The following is a 20099-nucleotide window of genomic DNA, read 5'->3' on the forward strand; positions in this document are numbered from 1 at the left end:
ACCCGAGCCAGCTTTCGCTATTCTCTTTTTTGTCTGCCCCTACTTCAAATTTATGTATATTAAAATACCGCGACTTGCACCTGAATATGGGATCGCGCTTTCTCTCGTTTCTAGACTAGAGCGATCGCAGAGATTTCTGTTTGTCTAATCAAGCCTTGTCGTTCTTCAATCCGCACGATCTGAACTATCGCTATATGTAAGGGTGCGATTGACAGTACCATTCTCACCATCAATACCAATAATGACACGCGATCGCAATATCAGCGCTCAATCGAGAATGTTTGATTCCTTCATGTGTACAGATGTCTAACTTGAAGGCTTACGCCAAACAATCGGGTAATGTTTTCCCATATAATTTGTGAAGTCGAAAGAGAAAGTATGCTGTTCATAATTTGTCTGGCAAATTCCCATGATTCTTTGATCTGAACCTTTAGGCATAGCTTTTAGCTTGACAATTCCACTACATAAAGGACATGTACCATAAGTTTCTGTCAAGACAATACTTCCATTGGAATTGCTCTTTAAAGATATTCCATCTTTTAACCTGACATTTCTCTTATTTCTAAGTGCTAAACCCGAACCCAATGATATGCCACTCAACCCAGCCAATAAGACAAAAGCGATAAAAAAGTTACTTTCTAAAATAACGTAAGTATAAATGAAGCCGATGATACCTGGTAAAAGTCCAATTCGTCCCCATTTAACTAAGCTTTTCGGATTAAAGAAGGTATAAATCAAGCCAACAACACTTGAAAAAAGTCCAATCTGTATCCATTGAATTAGACTTCGTGAAGTAACAGGAAGTAGCTTTATTGGTTTGTCTTCATACTGAATTATGGAGTTAAGATCTTTTGTTAGATTTTCTACTACTGCAACAGCACCCATACTTACTATTTCGTCTGGCTTTGCTTCAGCAGTTGAACTACCCCGTCTAACATAAACAATATTTCTTCTTAGTTTTCCATAATCTTTATCCACCGAAACTGGACGCTTCTGCATCGGTATAGTAATAATACCAATCTGACGACCTTCAAATGGATATACCCTATAAGAAAATTCTATGGGATGCTGTGTCTTACTATTCACAAATTATTGAAGGTTTGCATCAGCTAAGTGGTGCTGAACTCCTACAACACGACTCCTTCCACCCCTTATCTCATCGACTCCAACAAGTATATAAGCAGATGTTCTTCGCCAAGCATTAGTAAAAGCTAATATGTCTTTAAGAAGTTCACTTTTTTGTTGAGCGCTAACTCGATCAAAGGAATATTGGTCTCGCTTAAAGTCCAACGATGAGCTTTCATCTTCATTCAATAACTGCTCTAGTAAAATATCATCCATAAGTCACCCAGCTTAAACTACTATCCACGCCACTTTGCTTGAAAATAGAGAATGACCATCAAATACCTGAAAGAGCCTCACAGCTTAAATACATAATGTATTGTTAATGTATTATAAGATGAATATCAACATAAGAGAAAGAAAACGATGAGTATTACTATACCTGACGAGATGCTAGCTACGACTCGCATGAGCGAAGCCGAAATGAAACAGGAAATTGCAGTTACGCTATTCCAAAAGGAGAAACTAACCCTAGCCCAAGCGAGTCGGTTTGCGGGAATGAATCGAATTGCTTTTCAGCATTTACTGGCGAGTCGCCAGATTCCAGTCCATTACGATGTGGAAGATTTTGAGCAAGATATTAAGAATTTACGGGAGATGGGTAGATTGTGATTGTTGTCAGCGATACTTCTCCGATTAATAATCTTGCAGCCATCAATCGACTCAATCTTTTACAACAACTCTACGGCACGATTACTATTCCTCAAGCTGTTTATCGCGAATTAACCGAGCCTGATTTTCCAGTAGCAGGTGGAATAGAAGTTTGTACAAGATATACTGCCTATAGCTGCCCTCTCCCATACATTTTGTAACTACCAGTCTTTTCTCGCATCGTGAATCTGGGCAAAATACAATATAGTAATCCCGTACATTCTCTCAACCATGCCTCGGTTTCAATCCCTGGAAGCAGCACTCAAACACTACTTCGGCTACGATAGCTTCCGCCCTGGACAAAAACAAATCGTCGAACAAGCGCTGCAAAATCGGGATCAACTGATTGTCATGCCTACAGGCGGTGGAAAGTCTCTCTGCTTTCAACTTCCAGCTCTGTTACAGCCAGGTTTAACCGTGGTCGTATCCCCCCTTATCGCCCTCATGCAAGACCAGGTGGAGGCGCTGCGAGATAACGGAATTGGGGCAACATTTCTCAATAGCAGCCTTAATTTACATCAAGTGCGATCGCGGGAACAAGCGATTCTCAGTGGTAAAACTAAACTCCTCTATGTCGCCCCAGAACGGCTGTTAAACGAAAAATTTCTGCCTTTTCTCGACTTAATCCGCGAGAAAATCGGGATTGCAGCTTTTGCAATTGATGAAGCTCACTGCGTCTCGGAATGGGGACACGACTTTCGCCCCGAATATCGCCAGTTAAAACAGTTGCGTCAGCGTTACCCTGGTGTACCAACCCTCGCCCTCACCGCTACAGCCACAGATCGCGTCCGTCAAGATATTATTCAACAGTTAGAATTATCACAACCTAGCATTCATATTGCGAGTTTCAACCGCCCTAATCTTTACTACGAAGTTCAACCAAAACAAAAGCAAAGTTACAGCCAACTTATACAAATTATTCGCCAATCGGAAGGATCGGGAATTGTTTATTGTCTCAGTCGCCGAAAAGTCGATGAGATTGCCTTTAAATTACAACAAGACAAGATTGCTGCTTTACCTTACCATGCAGGTTTAAGCGATACAGAAAGAGCGGAAAATCAAACCCGTTTTATTCGCGATGATGTCAGAGTTATGGTAGCAACGATCGCCTTTGGGATGGGAATTAATAAACCAGACGTGCGATTCGTTATCCATCATGATTTACCTCGAAATATTGAAGGTTACTATCAAGAATCGGGACGGGCAGGAAGAGATGGTGAAACAGCCCGTTGTACTCTATTTCTAGGTTACGGCGATATTAAAACAATTGAATATTTAATCGACCAAAAAACTGACGTACAAGAACAAAGAATTGCCCGTCAACAATTACGTCAGGTCATTGATTTTGCCGAAGGAACAGATTGTCGGCGCACAATTGTCTTAGGCTATTTTGGTGAGAGATTTGCCGGACAATGTAGCGGTTGCGATAACTGTATTGCACCCAAACCAGTTGCAGACTGGACAATCGAGGCGATGAAATTTCTTTCTTGCGTGGCACGTTGCAAAGAAAAATTTGGCATGAATCACATTATTGATATCTTGCGCGGTTCTAAAAATCAAAAAGTTTTGCAATACGGTCATAACAAACTTTCAACTTACGGAATTGGCAAAGATAAAACTGTAGAAGAGTGGCGATTGTTAGGGCGATCGCTACTACACCAAGGTTTACTAGATCAAACAACTGATGGTTATTCTGTTTTAAAACTTAATGCTGCAAGTTGGGAAGTGATGCGGCGACAGCGGACAGTTTCAATTGCAATTGATAATACACCAAATCTTTCGGCTCAACCTTTAGATGCGCGAAGTGCTGAAGTCGAAATGCTATTTCAAAAACTGCGATCGCTGCGTAAAGAAATTGCTGACGAACAATCAGTTCCACCCTATGTCATTTTTGCCGATTCTACGCTGAAATTGATGGCATTGCAGCAACCACAAACTTTAACTGAATTTGCTAAACTTTCGGGTGTAACCTCACACAAAATAGCTCAGTATGGCAAAAAGTTCTTAATAGAAATTCAGGCTTATACTCAAACTCAGAATTCCCATCCAACTGGAACAGAACAATATACTTTACAGTTATATCAACAAGGATTGAGTGTAGCAGAAATTGCCCAAAAGCGAGATGTACGCCCGACAACAATTATCCGTCACTTATCAGATTTAGTGGAAAAAAACCAGAATGTGGATTTAGATCGGTTAGTCGATCGCGATCGCCAGGTTAAAATTTGTCAAGCTTTAGAAAAACTTGGCGATATTTCCCTTACCCCAATTCGAGAATATTTAGGCGAGGATTATTCCTACGATGAAATCCGCTTGGTGAGGGGACGCTGGCGACACGAAAAAAATTGAAGCTGGCTCTAAAAGGTCAACTAGCGCGCCATTGAGATCGTTATCACCGCGATCGCGATCGTCCAAAAATCTCATAATGCGGTAGCATATAGACGAGACAATGAAATTCGGTTGTATTGTTTGTGATTAAAATCAACAGGCTTCTCTCCGAAATCTAAATCTCTGCACCTTCTGATTTTGGAGACAATGATATGTCAATTTATGTAGGTAACTTATCATATGAGGTAACGCCAGAAGACCTCAGCGCCGCTTTTGCACAGTATGGATCTGTAAAAAGAGTTCAATTACCAACCGACCGCGAAACAGGTCGAGTGCGTGGTTTTGCATTCGTAGAAATGGATACAGATGCCGAAGAAACCACTGCTATTGATGCCCTCGATGGCGCTGAGTGGATGGGGCGGAATATGAAGGTTAATAAAGCAAAGCCTAGAGAAGACAGAGGCTCGTCTGATGGTAGACGTGGAAACAGTAACGGCGGATACTCTCGTCGTTACTAAACTTTGAGACAAAGAATTCGACTCTAAGGTTTGAGGGTAGACAAGGAGTCTGCCCTTTTGTTTTTGAAAATAGCTTGCAAAGCAGGTTGGCTAAATTCTAGTTTAATTGATTCCATTGTAGAGGAGCGCAGCTAGATTAGAATGACTGCATTTTCGCAACTACAAGCACCACGTTTAGGATCGACAAAATAGCCAGACATGAAAGCAACTTAAGTAGAAAAATCACTTAAAATATGACTCCAGAAGCAATACGCATTGTGACTCAATTAAGGCGTGAGTTTTATTCTCTCTTTGCTACAGAGATGGGAGTTCCAGTAATTATTACTAACAGTAACTCATCCGCTAGTAATCCATCTATAGCTTCTTGGGTAGATCGTCAACAAAGATTAAACTATATATATATTTACGTCCACTTATCGCCTGATGAATTAATCCCCAACCGTCCATTTCTGCTGAAGTTAGCTATTAATAAAGGTGCTGGTATAGCTACATCTACGAAACAGCATCAAGACTCTCAAAAACTGAATCAGCGTTGGTACTTCGAGTTAACTCTATTGCCAGAAGAAATCTTAGATTTTCTTCCCTGGATAGTTAGCTTAGTTCAGTCTCATGAAAAAGGTTTTACCTCATTTGCGCTAGAACCACCACATCCGCTTGAGGTCAAGATGTCTCATCTACCATTATCCGGTGATATTTGGACTCAGAAAGCTGGACAGCAAGCCTCTCATACTCTGGTAGTCAAATGAAAATTCAAGCATTAAACATTCAGATTGGCGATCGCATTGTTGCCTATTGTAATAGCAAGAGACAAATCTGTACTGTCAAGCAAGTACTAGATTCCGGTCAAGGTAGCATCGCACTGACAGTGTGTCCTTCTGGGAACAATCGGCTTTCACTTTCACGGGTGATTCGGTTCCACCAAGATGCTTCTGTCGATGTCCTGTAAAGACGTTACATGTAACGTCTCTACAGAAAAAACTAATTCGATCGCAATTAGGGCAAGCTTACCAAAATCTTTGCATAAATCCAAAGATCCTGGTGAACCCACCCCTATAAATGACAAATGACGAATGACAAATAACAAACTAACCAAACTGTTCTTCAGCATCCAAATTAAACAGGACTTGAAGAGTTTGCATACAACGCCGCCTCGCCTCAATATCCTGCTGCGATCGCAACTGTACCATCGGATCGTGCAAAATTTTATTCACGATTCCTCTTGTTAAAGCTTCGATCACTTCTTGGTGCTTTTCAGCAAATTCCGAACCCAAACGCGATAAAGCCTTTTCTAACTCTTGTTCGCGAATGGTTTCGACTTTATGACGCAAGCAACTGATCGTAGAAACAGTTTCGAGCGATCGCCACCACACGTCAAATGTTTCTACTTCCTCATCCAGCAGCTTTTCAGCTTCCATTGCCATTCTGCGACGGCTTTCTTGGTTTTGAGCCACCACAGCCTTTAAATCGTCTACGTTAAACGCTTGTACGTTGTCTAAATTGTTGACATCTTCATGTACGTTACGCGGTACGGAGATATCAAATAGCATCAACGGACGATTTGGCTCTAGAGCAATTTCCAGTTTAGCGCGATCGATCAGCGGTTCTGTAGCCGAGGTACTAGTAAATACCAAATCTGATGTTGCCACCACTGGCATCATTTCTGACAGTAAACAAAGTTTTAAATCTGCATGTTGAAACTGATTAGCTAAAGCTTGCGATCGCTTTAAAGAACGATTCAAAATACAAATTTGACTCGCACCTTTTGCCACCAAATGTTTAACGAGTAACTCCGACATTTTACCTGCCCCAACGATCGCCACTCGGCAAGCTGCCAAATTAGCAACTTTCATTTGGGCTAATTCTACTGCCGCAGAACTAATCGAAACCGCACCAGTACCGATACTAGTTTCAGAACGTACCCGTTTGCCAGCCGTAATTGCTTGTTTAAACAGCTTATTCAGAATGAGTTTGATACCGTTATATTGTTGTCCTAAACTATGGGTTTGTTTTACCTGAGCTAAGATTTGCCCTTCTCCTAACACCAAGCTATCCAAACCAGCCGAGACTCGCATCAAGTGCATGACTGCATCTTGGTGGAGCAAAATAAATAAATGTTGTCTTAAATCGCGGACTGGTAATTTGCTATGTTCGCCCAAAAACTGGGTTACTTCTCGAATCCCTTGTTCCGTTTCTGGAGTAACGATATAAATCTCCAAACGGTTACAAGTGCTAAGTATTGCTGCTTCGGTAATATGCGGATAGCTACACAAAAGAGCGATCGCGCCTTCCAACTGCGATTCTGGAATACTCAGCTTTTCCCTAACTTCTACTGGGGCTGTTTTGTGACTTAACCCGATAACCGCAATGTTCATGTCTCCTCCCAAATGAGGGGTGAGGAGTGAGGAGTGAGGGGTGAGGGAATTAACAGTTATCAGTTATCAGTTATCGGTGACTCCCGACTCCCGACTCCCGACTCTCGACTCCCTGCTCCCTGCTCCCTGCTCCCTGCTCCCTTATCCTCCTACTTCAGTTGCAGTGTCTTTGGTTCGTCAAACATATGGATCGTGTCTACAAACCGCGCCGTGCGGGATTGGCTGGAGATAACTAAACTTTGGGTTCTAGCTCCACCTTTGAAGAAGCGGACACCTTCCATCAGCGTACCTGGGGTAATACCACAAGCAGCGAACAGGACAGTTTGACCCGAAGCTAACTCTTCAGCATTGTAAACTCGGTCTGGGTCATTAATTCCCATTTCTTTCAAACGGGCGATATTTCCCTCTTTACTCTCGCCAATCAAACCAGTTTTGACTACTTCTGGATCGTAGATCAATTGTCCTTGAAAATGCCCGCCCAAACAGCGCAACGCCGCAGCGGAAATTACGCCTTCTGGAGCTGCGCCAATGCCCATCAAGGCATGAATGTTCGTTCCTGAGAAAGCGCAGGAGATCGCGGCGGAGACATCACCATCGCTAATTAAGCGTACTCTTGCTCCTGCTTGGCGAATTTCTTGAATGAGTTCTTTGTGGCGAGGGCGATCCATCACGACCACAACTAGCTCCTCTACGGCGCGTCCGAGGCATTCTGAGAGGATTTTGAGGTTCTGGGTAGCCGATTTATTAATATCTACATGACCGCGTGCTGGGGCTGGTGCTGCGAGTTTTCTCATGTAAAAGTCAGGAGCAGCAAACAAACCACCTTTTTCGGCAATCGCGAGTACAGCCATTGAACCGTTTTGTCCGTAGGCAACTAAGTTCGTGCCTTCGCAAGGGTCAACGGCGATGTCAATTTCAACTAATTCATCTGGGTTACAGTAATCTTTGGCATCGGCACGGGTACAGATCCCGACTTCTTCGCCAATGTATAACATGGGGGCTTCATCCCGTTCGCCTTCACCGATGACAATCCGACCCCGCATGTAAATTTTATTCATTCTCTCCCGCATGGCTTCTACAGCCACTTGGTCAGCAGTGTTTTTCTCGCCTTTACCCATCCAACGGGAAGATGCGATCGCTGCTTGTTCTACAACTTCAATAATCTCTAAACCTAGAGTATTTTCCACGCGGTCTGTCCTCCCAATGCTCTGTTTGCTGCTGTTGTTTTGCGGCTGTATCAGTACATAAGTCTACCAAACCGCGTCACCCCGTGGACTACAAGTATTTACTCAGGTTTTGTTAAGTTTTGCTGCTGAAAGAGGGGAAAGGAGTGAGGAGTGAGGAGTGAGGGGAATTGAGGAGGCGATCGCAACTTCAATTTTCTTGACCGTCTTTTAGTATTTTTGTACTTATGGTTTAGCAATTGTACAGAATTCGCGGCTATACAGACAAAACCTGCCTCCGCAGGTTTCACATCTTCAATTATTTCCTAGTCCGCGCAGGCGGAGTTAGTTTGTGTAGCTGCGATTTTAATCGTCCATTCTAATGACGAACCTTCCCATCGGGCATAATTGCCCCCTGAAAAATCGCCTTACTCAAATTAGCTCCATCCAAGTTAGCTCCACTTAAATTAGCACCTATAAAAATAGCTCTGCTGAGATTAGCACCCCTCAAATCTGTTTTAATTAAATTAGCATCTGTAAAATTCGCCTTACTTAAATTCGTCCATCTCAAATCAGTCATGTAAAGCTCCGCTGCACTCAAATCGGCTCCAAACAAATACGCACCACCAAAATGAGCTTCACTCAAATTAGCTTGACATAAATTAGCACGATAAAAACAAGTGGCGATCGCCTCAGCCTCATATAAATTCGTACTACTCAAATTAGCATGATTGAAATTAGCTCCAGTCAAATTAGTATAGACAAGACTAGCTCGACTCAACTTCGCTACACTCAAATCTGCTTCGCTAAGAGTAGCTCCAATAAATTCAGCCGCCGTCAAATTAGCATGGCTGAGATCTGCGGCTTTTAAATCGACACCCCGCAAGTCTGCCCCGATCAGGTTGGCATAAGCTAAATCTGCACCCATTAACCGAGCTGAAATTAACTGAGCATCAACTAATTCTGCTTTTTGCAAATTAGCGTCAATCAATTCAGCTTCGCACAAACTAGCTGCACTGAGATTAGCCCCACACAAATTAGCTGCAATCAGTTTAGCGCGATCGAGATTGGCTCTTTTTAGATTAGCCCCCCTAAAATTAGCCCCCCTAAAATTAGCTCCACACAAATTAGCTGCGCTCAAGTCAGGTACAATCTGCACGTTTTGCTTGCGCCACTCCAACCAAGTAACCGCACCCTGTTGCAGTAGCGCCAGATGCTCCCAATTTGCCATTCCTACTACTCCTTGCGCCCACCAACAGCGGGATTTTCGCGTCCGAGAGCATTTTCCATCGCCGCCAAAGCCGCACTCGAACCCGCAATAATATCTCGTTCTTCCCCACCCAGGTAAAGCCGCCCGAAACTACCCACCGCTTGAATTTCTAAAATATTAATCAAAGCTGCTTTTTCCGCCTGATTTGCTGCTAAAGCGGCATAAGCCGCAGGTTGTACTTCTAATACATACAACGTTTGTCCTGCTAAAATCATCTGCCCTCGGCGGGTACGGTTAATCAATTGTGTTTGGTGCGGATCGATATTGCGAATAATCTGACTCGACATCACTTGTGGCTTGAGGCAATCTCGTTCGCGCACTCCCATTGCTTCCATCACCGCCTTACCCGCTGCCCGCGTCTCTCCCTGGCGACTGGAATGGACTTCTAGCAATCCATAAAGCCGTTCTACCACCTGCACCCCTGGACGCACAGAAGCAGATTTTAGGGCAATATCCATTAAGCGGATCACCTCAATCCCTGGCGAGACTTCAATCCACAGAGAAGCATCACCTGGTAATGGCAAAAAACCCGCTGCCACCGTCCCCATGTAAGCTGCGTGTTGAGGTTGTAAGCTATCTATAAACACATAACTGCGTAATTCAATACCCAAAACTTAAATCTCCAATCAGTTATCAGTTATCAGTTATCAGTGACCAGTTAGTTTTGACTTTTAACTTTTAACTTTTGACTTTTCCATTACCAATTACCAATTACCAAACTCTCACGTAGGCTGACTGTAGTTAAGTATAATCAGAATTAATATGCGATCGCGTTCGTAAATTTCTGCCCAGAATCCTGCCAATAATATAACTATGTTGGATTTCCTCAATCCGATTCTCAACCGTCATCCAGAGCGAGTCAAAGCCAACGTCGAGATTTACACCTGGCAGACTTGCCCCTACTGCATTCGCGCCAAATTATTGCTGTGGTGGAAGGGTGTCAACTACACGGAATACAAGATTGATGGTGATGATGTAGCTAGAAATAAAATGGCAGAACGCGCCCACGGACGGCGCACCGTTCCGCAAATCTTCATCAATAACGAGCATATCGGCGGCTGCGACGATATTTACAAACTGGATAGCGCAGGCAAATTAGATCCTCTTCTCGCTCAGCCAGCATAATATTGGTAGAGAAATTTGTCGGGGGGCGCACGGCTGTGCGCCCGCCGTATCCAGAACACAATATCAACAGCGTGACAGTTGAAGCCCCAGAATACATCATCCACCGTCAATGGATGCAACGGGCGATCGCCCTTGCCCAAATTGCCGGGGAAGCCGGAGAAGTTCCCGTGGGCGCAATAATTATCGATTCAAACGGTAACGTCATTGCCGAAGCAGAAAATCGGCGCGAACGAGACAACGATCCCACTGCCCATGCAGAAATTATTGCTTTGCGCCAAGCTGGTAAAACCTTACAAAACTGGCATCTCGATCGCTGTACCCTATACGTTACCCTAGAACCCTGTCCCATGTGTGCGGGAGCGCTCGTACAAGCACGAATTGGTTTACTTGTCTATGGTGCAGACGATCCGAAAACTGGGGCTATTCGCACCGTCACCAACATTCCCGATAGCGCCTGTTCCTACCATCGTCTCCCCGTTCTCGCTGGCATTTTAGAATCCACCTGTCGCCAACAACTGCAAGATTGGTTCCGCCAGAAGAGAGGGAGCAGGGACGAGCTGGGAGCAGGGAGCAGGGGGAAAGAGAGCTGAGGGAGCAATTCAAAATTCACGCATTCAAAATTTACCACTCGCCTCTTACCTCTCGCAAGAGCGCCTTTCACCAACTACCAACTACCCATTACCCATTACCCCATTACCCCATTACCAATGACAGACGCTGCTAAAACTGTCCCCTATGTGTAGCGAGCGCGACTAAAAAAAATTAGGGTGGAATTAAAGCCATATAACTTTACGTTCGCTTACACACTCGCCACCCTCATGATTCAGCTCGATTCCTCGCACACTGATATTGGGACAACTAAAAAGACCAAGGTGGCTGCAAGCTCTCACGTTTCGCCTTGGTTAACGCCCATAGTCTATCCTATCGGACGGCGTTTGGTCTTACCCTTTTATTTTGACAAGATTGAAGTTAGCGGATCGGAAAACTTGCCGAATGGAGGTCCTGTCATCGTAGCACCTACCCACCGTTCTCGTTGGGATGCGCTCATGGTTCCTGCAATCGTGGGTAAGATTGCAACCGGGCGAGATCCGCGCTTTATGGTGTCCATCGACGAAATGAAGGGTATCCAAGGATGGTTTATTAGCCATCTCGGAGGGTTTGCTGTTGATGTGAAGCGTCCATCCATTGCTACTCTCAGACATGGCGTAGAATTACTACAACAAGGAGAAATGCTAGTCATTTTTCCTGAAGGTGGCGACCTGAAAAAAAATCGCGAGTGTACGCTGAATTCTCTTCAACCTGGTTTAGCTCGCCTAGCACTACAAGCCGAATCAAGTCAGCCAAACTTAGGTGTCAAAATATTACCGCTCGGTATTTACTATAATCCTCCGACCGTACCGTGGAGATCTCAGGTTAGGATTAGTATTGGTTCTCCTATCCAAGTAGGAGATTACAGCACGGGTTCGATTAAAAAAGATGCGAAGCAGTTGACACAAGATTTAGAACTAGCACTTAAACAGTTGGGCAGTAAGACGCAAGCAACCGTAGAGCCAGACAGCGCTCCTTCCCTATACTCTGAAAGAAAAGAATCTTTTATTTAAAACACTAGCTTCAGGTATCGCAACTGGGGAACAAACTCAAAAGTCAACAGTCAGAAGTTCAGAAGAAAAGCGGAATATATCTAAACTCTCCCCTGCTCCCTGCTCCCTGCTCCCGACTCCCCGATAACTGATAAGATACCCGAAGTTCAAAATCGGTCTTGTGTTTTTTAGCGCACGGAATTAAGCCATGATTTCTGCTGGAACTCAACGCTTCCTTTACCATAGCTGCATAACATTATTTTCGGCGATCGCAGCTATGACTTTGCTGTCCCCAAGTTACGTCCAGGCGCAAACGCCGCCAGCACCAGCAACTCCTAACCAAGCTCAACCTATAGATCCAAAAAATCCTAACATCATTCAACCTTCTGCTCAGAATAATAGCGTTTTGAGCGTGGCTGGAGGTCAACGGCTGATGTCGGAGGCTAGCAGCGCTATCTCCTCTCAAAACTACGACACAGCGGTGAAAAAGTTGCAAGAGGCGCGTCAGGTTTTCAATCAAATGTCTAATTTCTACCAACAGCTAGCTGGTAACTTTCAAGGTATTGACAATCGCATTGCCGATAGCCAGCGTAAGAAAGCATTGGATACTGCCCAAATGCGCGATGATGCGACTTACCAACTGGCATTGGTACATCGAGCGCAAAACAAGCCAGAACTTGCCGTACCGCTGCTGGTTCAGATTGTTAACAGTCAAAACCCAACGAGAGATTTGGGCAAAAAAGCCTATCAACAGCTGTTCGAGTTAGGATTTGTTGACGCGCCTTTTCCTCGTACTGGCGATACTGGTAATGCGCCACAACGGAGTGAAGCTAAGCCTCCCGAACAATCTACACCAAAACAGTAGCGAAGGGGCGATCGCTCATCTATCCTTAGAAATAGTTAAATTAGAAAAGAGTTCAGCAATTAGGAATTGAAATGATTAGTCCTCAGCAAGTTGAGGAAATGATTAAGGTAGCGATCCCAGATGCCCAAGTTCAAGTACAAGACTTGACTGGGGGTGGAGATCATTACCAAGTAGTAGTCGTTTCTTCCCAGTTTGAAGGTAAGGGACGAGTACAACAGCACCAACTCGTCTACAGCTCCCTCAACCAAGCAATGTCATCAGAAGCTATCCATGCCCTAGCACTAAGGACTTACACACCCCAAGCTTGGCAAGCTGTCAGCCAAGTGGTGTAAGCTGGCTTCTCCCATAATTCTACTAGGCGCTAATACTTCATCCTCAAGACTAGGAATAACAGCTATGACTCCAGAATTGAAAGAGCGACTCGATAATCTCGTTCAACAAAACAAAATCTTGGTTTTCATGAAGGGCAACAAGTTGATGCCCCAGTGTGGTTTTTCTAACAATGTCGTGCAAATTCTTAACACTCTGGGAGTTCCCTTCGAGACTGTTGACGTTTTAGCAGACTATGAAATTCGACAAGGAATTAAAGAGTATTCCAATTGGCCTACCATTCCTCAAGTTTATGTTAACGGTCAATTTGTGGGCGGCTCTGATATTCTGATTGAAATGTACCAAAGTGGCGAGTTACAACAGATGGTAGAAGTCGCACTTGCTTCTTAACAGTTAACGATTTGGATAGAAATGCGTATAGGGGCGTACAGTTGTATGCCCCTATTCATTTGCAACAAAGTGTATTTTTAATTGTTGGCAATTTTTAGCCAATTTTAAGCATCAGCATAAATAGCTGACCGATCTAAGCTTGACCTTACCCGCTCGGAAAAAGCCCAATTTAATTCAAAATTCAAAATTTCGATCTGATTTTCCACTGAATCCTATTTCGAGCCAATCTACAATAACTTAACGGTAGTCTGATTCTGGTTCTGGCTGAACCGGCATTTCAAAGTTATACGGATCGTATAGAAAGCGGGTTGCTTCTTCCTCTAAACGATGAATTAGATAGGGTTCAAGGATGTTGGAATGCCTCATGGCTGCGAGATAGCCGTCTAAATACAAACGTAAATCGTCTGTGCGATAGCCTCTTTGCCACATTTCGACCAGAGCATCGGTCAGTTTTTGATAGTGGCGAATTGTTTGAGTATCTTGTAACATAGCGCAAGATGAAGGGATCGATTGTGCCTTGAAAATGTGTTTCTTAAAGGGATTTGCCAGGATGAAACTTTTAAGTTGTTTTCTCTAAGCTGAGTTTTTCAAGCAGCGATCGCTGAACGAGCGACATAGAAATTATGAATTTCTTCTTAGTAAGAGTGTATTCAGTTTTAGCAAGTCGATTTTATCTTGAGTCCTCTATACTAACTAATAGTCGAAGAATGACTGTACTGTATATAATTTTTGTCTCATTTATTTCATCATAGACTAAATTAATACCAAAAAGTTTGTATCTCTAGGGCGATTTTTACCGTGTGTCGGTCTTGACCAATTTGTAGTTAGATGCTTGGGCTATCGATCGAGTCTCAGAATATTAAGTTTTTTTAAGTTTATTTTTAGAAAAACATATTAACCGATGTCTGTTCGCTCGTCAAGACTGCCAGAGAGTTGATACTGAGGTAGCAGCTGTTACAAAAGCTTGACACAGGCTTTGATACCTTGAGAGTCACGTATAAAAGGAATCTTGCACCTGTGACCTCGGTTTGTATAGAAATTGTAGAGGGAAATCCACATCTGCGATCGCTACTCAGTTGGCACTTACAACAGGTAGGCTATCGAGTATATCAAGCAGCTAGTCTCTATCAAGCGCGAGACGTATTTTTAACGCGCCAGCCCACACTAGTAATTCTCGATGCTGAATTAGCTGATGGTGACGGGACAGAGTTTTGCCGTTGGCTACAGCAACAACAGCAACCACTGATTCTGATGCTATCTGCCCGCAACACCGAAGCGGATATTGTCACTGGTTTAAAAGCAGGAGCAGACGATTACTTGTGCAAACCCTTTGGAATGCAGGAATTTTTAGCGCGAATCGAAGCACTGATTCGTCGTCAACGCACGCCAGCCGCACCAGCTTACTTGGACTACGGCACTTTGCAAATAGATCTAGTCCAGCGTCGCGTTTACTTCAAAGGTGAATACATCGACCTCACGCCTCAAGAATTTAGTTTACTTTACGTCTTGGCGCAAGCTGGAGGTTTACCCCTCAGCCGCTCCGAATTACTGCGGCGTGCTTGGCCTGATGCTATAGATAATCCCCGTACCATCGATACTCACGTCTTGTCATTGCGGAAAAAAGTCGAAATCGATCCGCGCCAACCAAGCTTAATTCAAACTGTGCGTAATGTAGGGTATCGCTTCAACGCGGAAATTCTCAAAGCCAACAGCGTACAACCAACCGACATTTCCCAACACCAAACCGCAAATCATCACTCCACTATAGAAGAAACGAGGGAGAAGTCAGAAGTGTTTCACTAGTAAATCAAAAGTCAAAAGTCAAAAGTTAGAATTAACTGCTCGTGCGCTCGTGCGCTCCCTCTGCCCCCCTGCTCCCTACTCGTGCGCTCCCTGCTCCCTGATAACTGCCTATCTGTCGCACAATAAGAAAGAAGAAAGAGCAGTGGCATGAAATTGGGTTATGTCTTCAATTGGTGTGGCAGTAGTTGGAACGGGTTTTGGGCAAAAAGTTCATTTACCTGGGTTTAAGGCTCATCCTCGGACGCAGGTTGTAGCAGTGTATCACCGCGATCGCGACAAAGCTCAGGCGATCGCGCAAACTCATAATATCCCCCATGCGAGTCCTACGCTAGAAGAGATTGTCGCTCTACCAGAAGTCCAAGCAGTTAGCATCTCTACCCCGCCGTTTCTACATTACGAAATGGCAAAGACAGTATTGCAAGCGGGAAAGCACCTGTTATTAGAAAAACCCACCACGCTCTCAGCTACAGGAGCGCGAGAGTTGTATCACATAGCCAAAGCTAACAATCTCGTCGTTACCCTAGATTTTGAATATCGCTTCGTCCCTGCATGGCAAAGGTTAGCCGAATTACTGGCTGAAGATTATGTCGGTAAAAAACGGCTGATTAAAATTGATTGGTTGGTTCCCAGTCGCGCCGATGCTTCCCGCCCTTGGAATTGGTATTCTCGTAAGGATATGGGAGGTGGGGCTTTAGGGGCGCTGGCTTCCCATACTTTCGATTACATAAATTGGTTATTTGGTGCAGTGCAAAAACTGTGCGCTCAGCTCAGTACTAGCATTCCTCAACGACTCGATCCTCTGACAGGGGAAATGAAGCTAGTAGATGCTGATGACACCTGTATGCTAATGCTAGAACTAGCAGACGGTACGCCTTGCCAAGTTAGCATTAGTTCGGCAGTGTATGCCAACCGTACCCACTCAGTAGAAGTGTATGGCGATCGCGGTACTTTAGTATTGTGCAGTCAAAATCAAAAAGATTACGTCCACGGCTTTCACCTCTGGGCTGCTTCCGCCGGACAACCGCCAGCAGAATTGGAAATTCCAATGCGATTGGGATTTGACAAAACCTATACAGACGGACGCATCGCTCCATTTATTCGCGTAGTTAACCAATGGGTACAGGGAATTGATAGCGGAGAATCCCTAATTCCTTCCATCCGTGAAGGTGTTTACTCGCAATTATTAATGGATCTCAGTCATGCTTCTCACCAGCAGCGCAGTTGGGTAGACGTACCAGATTTAGATACATATCTCACCAGTAGCTAAAAGGATCTATCTGCGTTCATCCGCAATTAAATCATTCCCAGATGTCATAGCGAGTATTTGGTAGATACGGGTTTATCGACAATCTCTATTTTCATACCAAGATATAAACAAACCCGCCCTCGCATTACGAAGATATTTGTGACAGAAAATTTAATTCGATTGAGCTTTTTATAAAAAGTTTATATTCCTTCAAAATCAGCTCATATTAATTAAGATACAAAACGCGATCGCGCGGAATTTTGTTTTGCCGAGCATGATACACTTCCCAGAAGAATAAAGATTGAATTGCAGGTGCAGGTTCGCCCAGATTTCGATCTGAAAAAAGAAATATTTGGTAAACCAGCCCTTACGGTTGTACAGTCTGGGGAGGATAAGGGGTCAGAATTCAGGTAGGCAGAAGGACTTTTTCATACATTGCGGGAGCGACATTTAGATAATACCAAGACGGTCGATCGCCAAAAAATCAAAAGAGCGATCGCATCTCTATTGCTGCTCCCGTCATCAACTTAGGAGAAGCAATATGGTCATCGATTTTCAAGCTCAAGGTATCGACATTATCCGTCTAAAAGAACCAGCAATCCATATTTTTAATCAAATTCAACCGCATGGGATTTTAATTGTTTTAGCAGAACCGGAACTGACAATTTTACAAATTAGTAGTAATGCGATCGCCACGTTCGGAATTGCTGCCGAACAAATGTTACAAAGACCTTTATCAGATTTTATCGATCCTTTTCAGTTAGAAAGAATTCAGACTGGATTAACCGCAACAGAAGATCTCGATATCATCAATCCCGTTAAGTTATGGGTACGAAAGAAGGGCGATGAATATTCTGTATTTGATGGCATATTTCATCGCAATATAGAAGGATTTCTAATCTTAGAATTAGAACCAGCGCTAGCCCAAGAAAATATTCCCTTCCTCAGTTTTTACCACTTAGCTAGAGCATCTATTAATCGCTTAGAAGAAACTTCAAATCTCAGAGAGTTCTGTCAAATTATCGTCCAAGAAGTTCGCAACGTGACTGGCTTCGATCGCGTCATGTTGTATAAATTCGATAACGACGGACATGGTTCTGTCATTGCTGAAGAAAAACTCGATAGTATGGAACCATATTTGGGACTACACTTTCCTGAATCTGATATTCCCAGACCAGCCAGAAAACTATTTGCATCTAATTGGATTCGTTTAATTCCCGATAGTCGCTGCGAACCTGTAACCCTCGTACCAGCAATTAATCCAATTAGCAAAGAACCTACAGAATTAACAAATTCTATTCTCAGAAGTGCCGCAGCTTGTCATTTTGAATATTTACATAATATGGGTGTTGGTGCTTCGCTGACGATCTCGTTAATTAAAGACCAAAAACTTTGGGGATTAATTGCTTGTCACCATCAAACACCCATGTATGTTTCTTACGAATTACGCAAAGCGTGCGAATTTTTGGGACGGATGGTCTTTTCTGAAATTGCTTCTAGAGAAGAAACGGAAGATTTTGCCTATCGGCGACAGTTGGCTTACGTGCAGTCAGCTTTAGTCGAATATATGTCTCAAGAAGAGAACTTTGTTGATGGTTTGATTAAACACAAACCAAATCTTCTCAACTTAGCTAACGCCCAAGGTGCAGCAATTTGTTTTGGCAATACTTGCACGACGATTGGTAAAACTCCCGCAGCAGAAGACTTAAATTTCTTAATCCAGTGGCTGAAAAATAACGTTCAAGAAGAAGTGTTCTACACCGATTCTTTAGCACAGGTTTATCCCGATGCGGAAAGATTCAAACATGTTGCCAGTGGTTTATTAGCAATTCCAATTTCTAAGCGCAATTACGTATTGTGGTTCCGTCCCGAAGTGATTCAAACAGTGAATTGGGGCGGCGATCCTCATAATGCTTACGAATTGAATCAAGAGAATGGACTGCGATTGTGTCCGCGCAAATCTTTCCAATTATGGCAAGAAACAGTCAGCCTCACGTCTTTACCCTGGAAACAAGTAGAAATTAAAGCGGCGCTGGAACTAAGAAAAGCAATTGTCAATATCGTACTGCGCCAAGCTGACGAATTGGCACAATTAGCCGCCGATTTAGAAAGATCGAATGCCGAATTGAAAAAATTTGCTTACGTTGCTTCCCATGACTTACAAGAACCGCTAAATCAGGTAGCAAATTACGTCCAATTGTTAGAAATGCGTTACCAAGCGCAACTTGACGCAGACGCGAAGGAATTTATTAATTTTGCTGTCGAGGGAGTCAGCTTAATGCAAACGCTGATCGATGACGTGCTGGCGTATTCTAAAGTAGAAATGCAGGGAGTTGAGTTTGAACTTACGGAAGTCGATACGGCTTTAGATCGCGCTTTAGGTAATTTAAGACAACGCATTACCGAAAGTGGGGCGAAAATTAGCCGCGATCCATTACCGACTGTGATGGCAGATAGCACCCAATTGATGCAATTGTTTCAAAATTTGATTGGTAATGCAATTAAATTCCGCAGTGACAAACCACTAGAAATTCACATCTCGGCACAGCGTCAAGAAGAGGATGAGTGGCTGTTTGCAGTACGAGATAATGGGATGGGTATTGAACCACAATTTAGCGATCGCATCTTTGTGATCTTCCAACGCTTGCACCCACGAGACGAATATCCAGGTACGGGAATGGGTTTAGCAATCTGTAAAAAGATTGTCGAGTGTCACCGAGGACGAATTTGGGTAGAGTCACAACTTGGAGCTGGGGCAACATTTTATTTTACGCTACCCGTAGGAGGGCGCGATCGTGAGCGGAGAAACGGACGCAAAACACAAAACGATCTTTTTGGTAGAGGACAATAGAGCAGATGTCCGTTTAATTGAAGAGGCACTGAAAAATAGTTCCGTACCGCATCAAGTGATGTCGGTGCGGGATGGAGTCAATGCGATCGCATTTTTGCGTCAAGAGGGCGAGTTTGTAAATGCACCTCGCCCCGATTTAATTCTGCTGGATCTCAACTTACCCAAGAAAGACGGGCGAGAAGTCTTAGCAGAAATTAAAGCCGATCCTCAACTCAAAAGCATTCCTGTTGTAGTCCTCACGACTTCTCGGAATGACGAGGATATCGCCCATAGCTACGCATTGCACGTCAATTGTTACATCACCAAATCTCGCAATCTCAGCCAATTGTTTCAGATTGTCAAGGGAATTGAAGAGTTTTGGCTCTCTACCGTTACATTGCCATCAAATCAGCGATCGGCGACCAATAACCAGTGACTAGTGTAGAGACGTTACATATAACGTCTCTACACTAGTCACTGGTCACTCACTGATAACTGATAACCGA

At 43.7% G+C, this 20099-nt stretch carries 23 protein-coding genes and 1 pseudogene; 16 read left to right on the top strand and 8 right to left on the bottom strand.

Annotated features, from left to right (window positions below; all coding sequences use genetic code 11):
- Positions 1-110: 110 nt before the first annotated feature.
- The 3 genes from N4J56_RS28270 to N4J56_RS28280 are packed head-to-tail and all read right to left on the bottom strand — an operon-like array spanning position 111 to position 1341.
- The gene (locus tag N4J56_RS28270) at positions 111-248 is read right to left on the bottom strand and encodes a hypothetical protein (protein ID WP_317109465.1); all 138 of its coding nucleotides are present in this window, start codon (positions 246-248) and stop codon (positions 111-113) included.
- A 58-nt stretch (positions 249-306) separates the two neighbouring features.
- A complete protein-coding gene (locus N4J56_RS28275; protein WP_317109466.1) occupies positions 307-1086 on the bottom strand; it encodes a hypothetical protein in 780 nt (259 codons plus the stop codon).
- A gap of 3 nt (positions 1087-1089) precedes the next feature.
- Entirely contained in the window at positions 1090-1341 is a 252-nt protein-coding gene (locus tag N4J56_RS28280; protein ID WP_317109467.1) for a helix-turn-helix domain-containing protein, read from the bottom strand.
- Positions 1342-1488: 147 nt separating this feature from the next.
- Between N4J56_RS28280 and N4J56_RS28285 the strand changes: the two genes are divergently transcribed.
- From N4J56_RS28285 to N4J56_RS28310, 6 genes and pseudogenes are all read left to right on the top strand, one after another.
- The gene (locus tag N4J56_RS28285; RefSeq protein WP_317109468.1) at positions 1489-1734 is read left to right on the top strand and encodes a UPF0175 family protein; all 246 of its coding nucleotides are present in this window, start codon (positions 1489-1491) and stop codon (positions 1732-1734) included.
- A pseudogene (locus N4J56_RS28290) lies at positions 1731-1892 on the top strand (DUF3368 domain-containing protein); the annotation flags it as partial. The gene N4J56_RS28285 and the pseudogene N4J56_RS28290, both read left to right, overlap by 4 nt.
- 112 nt (positions 1893-2004) lie before the next feature.
- Complete coding sequence (gene recQ / locus N4J56_RS28295) at positions 2005-4122, top strand: DNA helicase RecQ (protein ID WP_317109470.1); 2118 nt, start codon at positions 2005-2007, stop codon at positions 4120-4122.
- Between the two features lie 191 nt (positions 4123-4313).
- Positions 4314-4619: an RNA recognition motif domain-containing protein gene (locus tag N4J56_RS28300; RefSeq protein WP_015157313.1), complete on the top strand. Its 306-nt coding sequence runs from the start codon at positions 4314-4316 to the stop codon at positions 4617-4619.
- Positions 4620-4852: 233 nt separating this feature from the next.
- Positions 4853-5365, top strand: a complete 513-nt coding sequence (locus N4J56_RS28305) for a hypothetical protein (RefSeq protein WP_317109471.1) — start codon at positions 4853-4855, stop codon at positions 5363-5365.
- Positions 5362-5565 (top strand): hypothetical protein, encoded by a 204-nt coding sequence (locus N4J56_RS28310; RefSeq protein ID WP_015157311.1) that lies wholly within the window; start codon positions 5362-5364, stop codon positions 5563-5565. The genes N4J56_RS28305 and N4J56_RS28310 overlap by 4 nt, the downstream gene beginning before the upstream one ends.
- Positions 5566-5704: 139 nt before the next feature.
- Here the strand turns inward: N4J56_RS28310 and N4J56_RS28315 are convergent, their stop codons facing one another.
- From N4J56_RS28315 to N4J56_RS28330, 4 genes are all read right to left on the bottom strand, one after another.
- On the bottom strand, positions 5705-6991 hold the full coding sequence (locus N4J56_RS28315) for a glutamyl-tRNA reductase (protein ID WP_015157308.1): 1287 nt from the start codon (positions 6989-6991) through the stop codon (positions 5705-5707).
- 149 nt (positions 6992-7140) lie between these two features.
- Positions 7141-8178 carry a class II fructose-bisphosphatase gene (gene glpX / locus N4J56_RS28320; protein WP_015157307.1) on the bottom strand — a complete coding sequence of 346 codons (1038 nt, stop codon included), beginning with the start codon at positions 8176-8178 and terminating at the stop codon, positions 7141-7143.
- A 355-nt stretch (positions 8179-8533) separates the two neighbouring features.
- The gene (locus N4J56_RS28325; protein WP_317109472.1) at positions 8534-9385 is read right to left on the bottom strand and encodes a pentapeptide repeat-containing protein; all 852 of its coding nucleotides are present in this window, start codon (positions 9383-9385) and stop codon (positions 8534-8536) included.
- Positions 9386-9390: 5 nt separating this feature from the next.
- Positions 9391-10035 (bottom strand): hypothetical protein, encoded by a 645-nt coding sequence (locus N4J56_RS28330; protein ID WP_317109473.1) that lies wholly within the window; start codon positions 10033-10035, stop codon positions 9391-9393.
- Between the two features lie 202 nt (positions 10036-10237).
- On the opposite strand from N4J56_RS28330, the gene grxC reads away from it, so the two are divergent.
- From grxC to grxD, 6 genes are all read left to right on the top strand, one after another.
- Entirely contained in the window at positions 10238-10549 is a 312-nt protein-coding gene (gene grxC / locus N4J56_RS28335; protein WP_317109474.1) for a glutaredoxin 3, read from the top strand.
- 71 nt (positions 10550-10620) lie between these two features.
- On the top strand, positions 10621-11139 hold the full coding sequence (gene tadA / locus N4J56_RS28340; protein WP_410500620.1) for a tRNA adenosine(34) deaminase TadA: 519 nt from the start codon (positions 10621-10623) through the stop codon (positions 11137-11139).
- Positions 11140-11367: 228 nt separating this feature from the next.
- Positions 11368-12150 carry a lysophospholipid acyltransferase family protein gene (locus N4J56_RS28345; protein WP_410500379.1) on the top strand — a complete coding sequence of 261 codons (783 nt, stop codon included), beginning with the start codon at positions 11368-11370 and terminating at the stop codon, positions 12148-12150.
- Between the two features lie 187 nt (positions 12151-12337).
- Positions 12338-12994 (top strand): hypothetical protein, encoded by a 657-nt coding sequence (locus N4J56_RS28350; protein ID WP_317109477.1) that lies wholly within the window; start codon positions 12338-12340, stop codon positions 12992-12994.
- Positions 12995-13065: 71 nt separating this feature from the next.
- Positions 13066-13326, top strand: coding sequence for a BolA family protein (locus N4J56_RS28355; protein WP_015157300.1), 261 nt, complete (start codon positions 13066-13068; stop codon positions 13324-13326).
- Between the two features lie 64 nt (positions 13327-13390).
- Positions 13391-13714, top strand: coding sequence for a Grx4 family monothiol glutaredoxin (gene grxD, locus N4J56_RS28360; RefSeq protein WP_317109478.1), 324 nt, complete (start codon positions 13391-13393; stop codon positions 13712-13714).
- A gap of 237 nt (positions 13715-13951) precedes the next feature.
- On the opposite strand, the gene N4J56_RS28365 is transcribed toward grxD, so the two are convergent.
- Complete coding sequence (locus N4J56_RS28365) at positions 13952-14203, bottom strand: DUF6761 family protein (RefSeq protein WP_106544800.1); 252 nt, start codon at positions 14201-14203, stop codon at positions 13952-13954.
- 528 nt (positions 14204-14731) lie between these two features.
- On the opposite strand from N4J56_RS28365, the gene N4J56_RS28370 reads away from it, so the two are divergent.
- From N4J56_RS28370 to N4J56_RS28385, 4 genes are all read left to right on the top strand, one after another.
- A complete protein-coding gene (locus N4J56_RS28370; protein WP_317109479.1) occupies positions 14732-15517 on the top strand; it encodes a response regulator transcription factor in 786 nt (261 codons plus the stop codon).
- A gap of 160 nt (positions 15518-15677) precedes the next feature.
- Positions 15678-16784: a Gfo/Idh/MocA family oxidoreductase gene (locus tag N4J56_RS28375; RefSeq protein ID WP_317109480.1), complete on the top strand. Its 1107-nt coding sequence runs from the start codon at positions 15678-15680 to the stop codon at positions 16782-16784.
- 520 nt (positions 16785-17304) lie between these two features.
- On the top strand, positions 17305-19614 hold the full coding sequence (locus tag N4J56_RS28380; RefSeq protein ID WP_317109482.1) for an ATP-binding protein: 2310 nt from the start codon (positions 17305-17307) through the stop codon (positions 19612-19614).
- Positions 19559-20029, top strand: a complete 471-nt coding sequence (locus N4J56_RS28385; protein ID WP_410500380.1) for a response regulator — start codon at positions 19559-19561, stop codon at positions 20027-20029. The genes N4J56_RS28380 and N4J56_RS28385 overlap by 56 nt, the downstream gene beginning before the upstream one ends.
- Positions 20030-20099 lie beyond the last annotated feature (70 nt).

It is taken from the genome of Chroococcidiopsis sp. SAG 2025 (assembly GCF_032860985.1).
GTDB lineage: Bacteria > Cyanobacteriota > Cyanobacteriia > Cyanobacteriales > Chroococcidiopsidaceae > Chroococcidiopsis.